General features: G+C 72.6%; 7 protein-coding genes. All 7 read left to right on the forward strand.

The genetic code is table 11. The annotated features are described in order from the left end of the window. Window positions 1-4: 4 nt before the first annotated feature. On the forward strand, window positions 5-1,027 hold the full coding sequence (gene cobD / locus BLU84_RS03085; protein ID WP_074862769.1) for a threonine-phosphate decarboxylase CobD: 1,023 nt from the start codon (window positions 5-7) through the stop codon (window positions 1,025-1,027). Then, window positions 1,024-2,514, forward strand: a complete 1,491-nt coding sequence (locus BLU84_RS03090; RefSeq protein WP_074862774.1) for a cobyric acid synthase — start codon at window positions 1,024-1,026, stop codon at window positions 2,512-2,514. The genes cobD and BLU84_RS03090 overlap by 4 nt, the downstream gene beginning before the upstream one ends. Further along, complete coding sequence (gene cobU / locus BLU84_RS03095) at window positions 2,502-3,020, forward strand: bifunctional adenosylcobinamide kinase/adenosylcobinamide-phosphate guanylyltransferase (protein ID WP_074862777.1); 519 nt, start codon at window positions 2,502-2,504, stop codon at window positions 3,018-3,020. The genes BLU84_RS03090 and cobU overlap by 13 nt, the downstream gene beginning before the upstream one ends. After that, window positions 3,017-4,105, forward strand: a complete 1,089-nt coding sequence (gene cobT, locus BLU84_RS03100) for a nicotinate-nucleotide--dimethylbenzimidazole phosphoribosyltransferase (protein ID WP_425479299.1) — start codon at window positions 3,017-3,019, stop codon at window positions 4,103-4,105. The genes cobU and cobT overlap by 4 nt, the downstream gene beginning before the upstream one ends. Window positions 4,106-4,220: 115 nt before the next feature. Beyond that, on the forward strand, window positions 4,221-4,829 hold the full coding sequence (locus tag BLU84_RS03105; RefSeq protein WP_074862782.1) for a histidine phosphatase family protein: 609 nt from the start codon (window positions 4,221-4,223) through the stop codon (window positions 4,827-4,829). Beyond that, the gene (locus tag BLU84_RS03110; protein WP_074863310.1) at window positions 4,826-5,569 is read left to right on the forward strand and encodes an adenosylcobinamide-GDP ribazoletransferase; all 744 of its coding nucleotides are present in this window, start codon (window positions 4,826-4,828) and stop codon (window positions 5,567-5,569) included. Before BLU84_RS03105 ends, BLU84_RS03110 begins: the two co-directional genes overlap by 4 nt. A gap of 192 nt (window positions 5,570-5,761) precedes the next feature. Beyond that, entirely contained in the window at window positions 5,762-6,715 is a 954-nt protein-coding gene (locus tag BLU84_RS03115; protein ID WP_170849072.1) for an AraC family transcriptional regulator, read from the forward strand. Window positions 6,716-6,925: the final 210 nt, after the last annotated feature.

Consider the following 6,925-nt stretch of genomic DNA (forward strand, 5'->3'; position numbering starts at 1 on the left):
GCGCATGCTTGAACACGGCGGCCGCCTGCTGCGCGCGGCGCAGCGCTACGGCATTCCCGCAGCGCAGTGGCTCGACCTGTCCACCGGCATCAATCCGCAGGCGTGGCCGGTGCCGGAGATTCCTGCGCGCGCCTGGCAGCGCCTGCCCGAAGACGACGACGGTCTGGCGCAGATCGCCGCCGACTACTACGGCGCGCCGCTGGCGTTGCCCGTGGCCGGTTCGCAAGCCGCAATCCAGGCCTTGCCCGAGCTGCGCGCTCGCTCGCGCGTCGGCGTGCTGGCGCCGGGCTACGCCGAACACGCGCACGCGTGGCGCCGCGCCGGGCATTCGGTCGAAACCCTGGCCGCGGACGAACTGCTGGCGCAGCGCGAACGCTTCGACGTGATCGTGCTGATCCATCCCAACAACCCCGGCGGCGAACGTTTCGAACGCGCGGCACTGCTGGCCCTGCACGACGGCCTGAGTGCGCGCGGCGGCTGGCTGCTGATCGACGAGGCCTTCATGGACGCCACTCCAGAACACAGTCTGTGCGGCGAAGCCGCGTGCGAAGGCTTGATCGTGCTGCGCTCGGCCGGCAAGTTCTTCGGCCTGGCCGGCGCGCGCGGCGGCTTCGTCTGCGCCGCGCCGACGCTGCTGGCGGCGCTGCGCGAGCGGCTCGGCCCGTGGACCCTGACCGGCCCGGCGCGCTACGTGCTGCGCCACGCCCTGACCGATCGCGACTGGCATGAGCGCATGCGCGCGCAGTTGCTTGCGCAAGGCGAACGTTTGGTGACGATGCTGCGCGCGCACGGCCTGACGCCGAGCGGCGGCAGCGCGTTCTTCCAGTGGCGCCGCGATCCGCGCGCCGCGCAGTGGCACGAGGCCTTGGCGCAGCGCGCGATTCTGACCCGCTTGTTCGACGAGCCGGCGAGCCTGCGTTTCGGCCTGCCCGGCGGCGAGGACGAATGGCGACGGTTGGATGGCGCGCTCGCCGAGGTCGCGCTCACTGAAACCGCACTCGCCGAAGCCGCGAGGCCGCCGCGATGAGCGCGCGCGTGCTCATGGTGCAGGGCTGCACCTCCGATGCCGGCAAGAGCGCGTTGGTCGCGGCGCTGTGCCGCTGGCTGCATCGCCGCGGCGTCGCGGTGGCGCCGTTCAAGCCGCAGAACATGGCGCTGAACTCGGCGGTGACCGCCGACGGCGGCGAGATCGGCCGCGCCCAGGCGGTGCAGGCGCAGGCCGCCGGGCTGGCGCCGCACACCGATTTCAATCCGATCCTGCTCAAGCCCGACAGCGACACCGGCGCGCAGGTGATCGTGCACGGCCGCGCCATCGCCCGGCTCGACGCGCGCGCCTACCACGACTACAAACGCACCGCGATGGACGCGGTGCTGGCCTCGCACGCGCGCCTGTGCGAGCGCTTTGCGGCGGTGGTGGTGGAGGGCGCCGGCAGCCCGGCCGAGATCAATCTGCGCGACCGCGACATCGCCAACATGGGCTATGCCGAAGCGGTCGATTGCCCGGTGCTGCTGATCGCCGACATCGACCGCGGCGGCGTGTTCGCGCATCTGGTCGGCACCTTGGCGCTGCTGTCGCCGAGCGAACGCGCGCGCGTGGCCGGGTTCGTCATCAACCGCTTCCGCGGCGACATCGGGCTGCTGCGATCCGGGCTGGACTGGCTGGAACGCGAGACCGGCAAGCCGGTGCTCGGCGTGCTGCCCTATCTGCACGGCCTGCACCTGGAAGCCGAAGACGCATTGCCGCGCGAGGCCGACAGCAAAGCCGGCGCGCGCCTGCGCGTGGCGGTGCCGGCGCTGCCGCGGATCAGCAACCACACCGATTTCGATGCGCTGCGCGCGCATCCGCAAGTCGATTGCCGCTTCGTCGGCCCGGGCGATGCGCCGCCGCCGTGCGACCTGATCGTGCTGCCGGGTTCCAAGTCCACCCGCGCCGACCTGGCCTGGCTGCGCCGCAACGGCTGGGCCGAGGCCATCGCCCGCCATCTGCGTTACGGCGGCCGGGTGATCGGCATCTGCGGCGGCTTGCAGATGCTCGGCCGCGCCGTGCACGACCCGCAGGGGATCGAAGGCGAGGCCGGCTCCAGCGCAGGGTTGGGATGGCTGGATCTGGAAACCACGCTGCAACCGAACAAGCAACTGCGCAACGTGCGCGGCCGTTTGAGCTTCGCCGACGCGGAGGCGGCGGGATACGAAATCCATTGCGGCGTCAGCAGCGGCGCGGCGCTGGCATCGCCCGCGCTGCGCCTGGACGACGGCCGCAACGACGGCGCGCTGTCGGCCGACGGGCAAGTGCTGGGCACCTACCTGCACGGCGTGTTCGACCGGCCGCAGGCGCTGGCGGCGCTGCTGCGCTGGGCCGGGCTGGTCGACGCCGAACCGCTGGACCTGCACGGCTTGCGCGAGCGTTCCATCGACCGCCTCGCCGACGCGGTCGAACAACATCTGGACACCGCCGCGCTGGCCGCGCTGTTCGGCTTGCGCCATCCGCACGAGGAACCGGCATGCGCACCTTGATTCTCGGCGGCGCGCGCTCTGGCAAGAGCGCGTTGGCCGAACGCTTGGCGGCGGCGCATGCCGAGGTCGTCTACATCGCTACGGCGCAGCCGTTGGACGGCGAGATGGATGCGCGTATCGCGCATCATCGTGCGCGTCGGCCGGCGCAGTGGGCTTGCGTGGAAGAGCCGGTCGAGCTGGCGGCGGCGTTGCGTGCGCATGCGGCGCCTGGGCGCTGCGTGTTGGTGGATTGTTTGACGTTGTGGTTGAGCAATTTGTTGGGGCATGCGGACGCGGGTGTGATGGAGCGCGAACGTAGAGCCTTCCTGTCGACCTTGCCCGAACTGGACGGGTCTGTGCTGTTGGTCAGCAACGAGGTCGGCCTCGGCGTGGTGCCGATGGGCGAGCTCAGCCGCCGCTTCGTCGACGAGGCCGGGCGCCTGCATCAGGCCCTGGGCGAGAGCTGCGAGCGGGTGGCGTTCGTGGCGGCCGGGTTGCCGCTGGTGTTGAAGGGGCCCGCGTTGTGAAAGCGAAGAATGTGGAGATCGATGATTTGAACGAAGCAAGCCCATGGTGGTCGCGCGCTTGTCTGCGCGCCGACGAAACCATCGCCGCGCAGGCGCGCGCGCGCCAGGCGCAACTGACCAAACCGCCGGGCTCGCTCGGCCGGCTCGAAGACGCGGCAGTGCGGTTGGCGGCGCTGCAACGCACGCCGCAGCCGTCGCTGCAGCGGGTGTGGATCAGCGTGTTCGCCGCCGACCACGGCGTCGCCGCCGAGGGCGTGTCGGCGTTTCCGCAGGCGGTCACCGGCGAGATGCTGCGCAACTTCGCCGGCGGCGGCGCGGCCATCGCCGTGCTCGCGCGCAGCCTCGGCGCGAGCCTGGACGTGGTCAACCTCGGCACGGTCAACGACCCCGGCCCGATCAAGGGCGTGCACCGCGCCATAGTCGCCGCGTCCACGGCCAATTTCTGCGAGGCCGCGGCCATGAGCGCGGCGCAGCTCGAGGCCGCGCTGGCCGCCGGCGCCGCCAGCGTGCGCGCGGCGCGCGACGCCGGCGCGCAGTTGTTCGTCGGCGGCGAGATGGGCATCGCCAACACCACCGCCGCTGCGGCGCTGGCTTGCGCCTTGCTGCAACGCGCGCCGGCCGAACTGACCGGCGCCGGCACCGGCCTGGACGCGGCCGGCGTGGCCCGAAAAATCGCGGTGATCGAACGCGCGCTGGCTTTGCACGCCGTCGCCGGCAGCGATCATGAACGGCTGCGCCGGCTCGGCGGCTTCGAAATCGCGGCTCTGGCCGGCGCCTATGTCGCCTGCGCCCAGAGCGGCATCCCGGTGCTGGTGGACGGCTTCATCTGCACCGTCGCGGCGCTGGCCGCGCAGCGGCTCAATCCCGGTTGCGGCGAATGGCTGCTGTACGCGCACCGCTCGCACGAGCGCGGCCACGCCGCCGTGCTCGACGCGCTGCACGCGCAGCCGCTGCTCGACCTCGGCCTGCGCCTGGGCGAGGGCAGCGGCGCCGCGGTCGCGGTGCCGCTGCTGCGGCTGGCCTGCGATCTGCACAACGGCATGGCCACCTTCGCCCAGGCCGGCGTTTCCGGCGCGACCGCGTGAACGCGCGCGCGCCCGCAACGGGGATGGCCGGCTTTCGGGCTATTCCCTTGGCGGCGTCCGCGCGGGCATCATCGGTCCTCCTCGCCACCGACTGCGTACAAGGAACGACGCCGCGATGAGTTTCGATCCCGTCCATCTCGATTTGTTGCGCCACGGCGACACCGGCCACCGCAGCTATCGCGGCCAACTCGACGACAGCCTGCTGGAACTGGGCTGGCGGCAGATGCGCGATGCGGTGTTGGGGCGCGAGTGGGACGCCATCGTCAGCTCGCCGCTGCAGCGCTGCGCCGCGTTCGCGCAGGAACTGGCGCAGGCGCGCGGCCTGCCGTGGGCGCTGGAGCCGCGCTTGTGCGAGTACCACTTCGGCGACTGGCAAGGCCGTCCGGTCGACGTGATCGCCGCGCAGGAAGGCGACGCGCTGGCGCGGTTCTGGGCCGATCCGGTCGCGCATCCGCCGCCGGGCGCGGAGCGTTTCGACGATTTCGCCGCGCGCCTGACCGCAGCGATGAACGAGATCGCCGAGCGCCACGCCGGCCGCCGCGTGCTGGTGGTCACCCACGGCGGTGCGATCCGCTTGCTGCGCTGCATCGCCGCCGGACGGCGCTACACCGACCTGCTCAACATCGACGTCGCCCATGCCTCGCTGCACGGCCTGAGCTGGCCGCCGAAGGCCGCGCGCGAAGGCTCGCAGGCGCGCGCGCAGGCCGATCCGGTCGACGGCTGATGCGCGCCGCGCTGGCCGCGATCGGTTTCCTCACCCGGATTCCGGTGCCGGCGCGGGTGTTCGCCGACCCCGTCGCGCAGCGCCGCGCGCTGGCCTGGTATCCGCTGGCGGGCGCGTTGATCGGCCTGCTGCTGTGCGCGCTGGCTTGGGCCTTGCAGAGCCGCCCGCCGCTGCTGTCGGCGACGTTGCTGCTGATTGCCTGGACCGCGCTGACCGGCGCACTGCACCTGGACGGGCTGGCCGACATGGCCGATGCCTGGGTCGGCGGGATGCGCGCGGATGCGCGGCACAGCCGCGAACGCACGCTTGAAATCATGAAAGATCCGCGCAGCGGTCCCTTGGCCGTGGTCGCGGTGATGCTGGTGTTGCTGCTGAAGTTCGCCGCGCTGGCGAGCCTGCCGGCGCCGGCGTGGGCGGCGTTGCTGCTGGCGCCGCTGCTGGCGCGCGCGGCGCTGACGCTGGCGTTCCTGAGCACGCCTTATGTTCGCAGCGGCGGCCTTGGCCAGGCCTTGGTCGCGGCGCCTCGTGCGGGGTGCTGGGCGGCGCTGGCGGTGAGCGCCGCGGTGTGCGCGCTGGCCGGCTGGCGCGGCGCCTTGGCGTTGGCGGCGGCCGCCTTGGTGTTCGCGCTGTGGCGCCGGGCCTGCCTGCGCCGATTGCAGGGCATGACCGGCGACACCTGCGGCGCGCTGGCCGAGCTGACCGAGGCGGCGGTGCTGGCGGCGCTGGCGCTGTCGTACTGAGCCCGCCGCCGCGGGCGAAAGCGCAAGATGGGAACCGCCGCGCGCGGCCGCGACTGCGATGCTGGCCTTCACCCAACGCCTGCGAGGAACTGGACCATGCCTCCCGTCAAGCCCGTGCCGGCGCCGTCCGCCGGCGAAGCGTCCGGTTTCGAAGCGGCTGCTGCCGAAGCACCGACGACAGAGCGATCCGCAGTGGACGCGCCCCTCGTGGCACCCGCGCCCGACACCGGCCGCACCCACGCCGCGCCCGCGCGCGGCGCGCTCAAGCCCGGCACCCGCGACGCCCATCTGCGCCGGATCCAGCGCGCGGTGGCGCTGATCGAACAGACCATCATCGCCGGCGAGGAGCCGCCGGAGCTGAGCCGGCTGGCCGAGGCCGCGGCGTTCTCGCCGTTCCACTTCCATCGCGTCTACCGCGCCATGACCGGCGAAACCACCGGCCAGACCGTGGCCCGGCTGCGCCTGTTGCAAGGCCTGCGCCTGCTGTCCAACGGCGAACGCAGCGTCACCGACGCCGCGCTTGCGGTCGGCTACCAGACGCCGCAGGCGTTCACCCGCGCGCTGCGCCAGGGCATCGGCGGCACTCCGAGCGAGCTGCGCGCCGAGCCGGAGCGGCTATGGCGCGAAATCGACCGCCTCGCCCAACCGCCGGCGCCGCAGGACGGCGAGACCGCGCCGCTGCGGGTGGAAGTGGTCAGCGTCGAGCCGTTCCAGGTCGCAGCCTTGCGCGTGACCGGCGCCTATCCCGAACAGAACCAAGGCTACGGCCGCTTGTTCGGCTGGGCCGCGCAACACGGCCTGCTCGATTCGCTGCGCGGCCTGTACGGCGTGCCGCTCGACGACCGCCGCGACGTGCCGCCGCAGGCCTGCGCCTTCGATTGCATGCTGGCGCTGGGCGCGCCCTTCGCCGCTGACGCGGGCGAGAGCATCCGCATGCAGCTATTGGGCGGCGGACGCTACGCCCGCGTCCGCCTGGTCGGCGCCTTCGACGGCCTGGAAGCGCTGACCGACGCCCTGCTGGCGCACTGGCTGCCCGACAGCGGCGAAATCCTGCGCGCCGCGCCGCTGTTCCACGAATACCTCGACGACCCCGACGAAACCCCGGAAGCGCTGCTGCGCACCGACGTCTACCTGCCGCTGGCCTGAGCCGCGGCGTCGCGAGCGCCACGCGCGGCTCCCCTACACAGCCACGGCCACTCCCTGTAGGAGCGGCGCAAGCCGCGACCGCGCCAAGGCGAACGCCGGCGCAACCGATCGAAAATCGTGGAAATCGCCCGCGCGAGACGAGTGGCGCAGGCATATGCGGTGCCGCAGTCGCGGCTCGCGCCGCTCCTACAGGTAGCCCACCCGACATTC

The sequence above is a fragment of the Lysobacter enzymogenes genome (genome assembly GCF_900106525.1).
Lineage (GTDB): Bacteria > Pseudomonadota > Gammaproteobacteria > Xanthomonadales > Xanthomonadaceae > Lysobacter > Lysobacter enzymogenes.

Bases quoted from the DNA above. Each gene is read 5' to 3' on its own strand.
- cobU (WP_074862777.1), top strand. From the start codon at position 2,502: ATGCGCACCTTGATTCTCGGCGGCGCGCGCTCTGGCAAGAGCGCGTTG.
- BLU84_RS03090 (WP_074862774.1), top strand. From the start codon at position 1,024: ATGAGCGCGCGCGTGCTCATGGTGCAGGGCTGCACCTCCGATGCCGGC.
- BLU84_RS03105 (WP_074862782.1), top strand. From the start codon at position 4,221: ATGAGTTTCGATCCCGTCCATCTCGATTTGTTGCGCCACGGCGACACC.
- cobD (WP_074862769.1), top strand. From the start codon at position 5: ATGCTTGAACACGGCGGCCGCCTGCTGCGCGCGGCGCAGCGCTACGGC.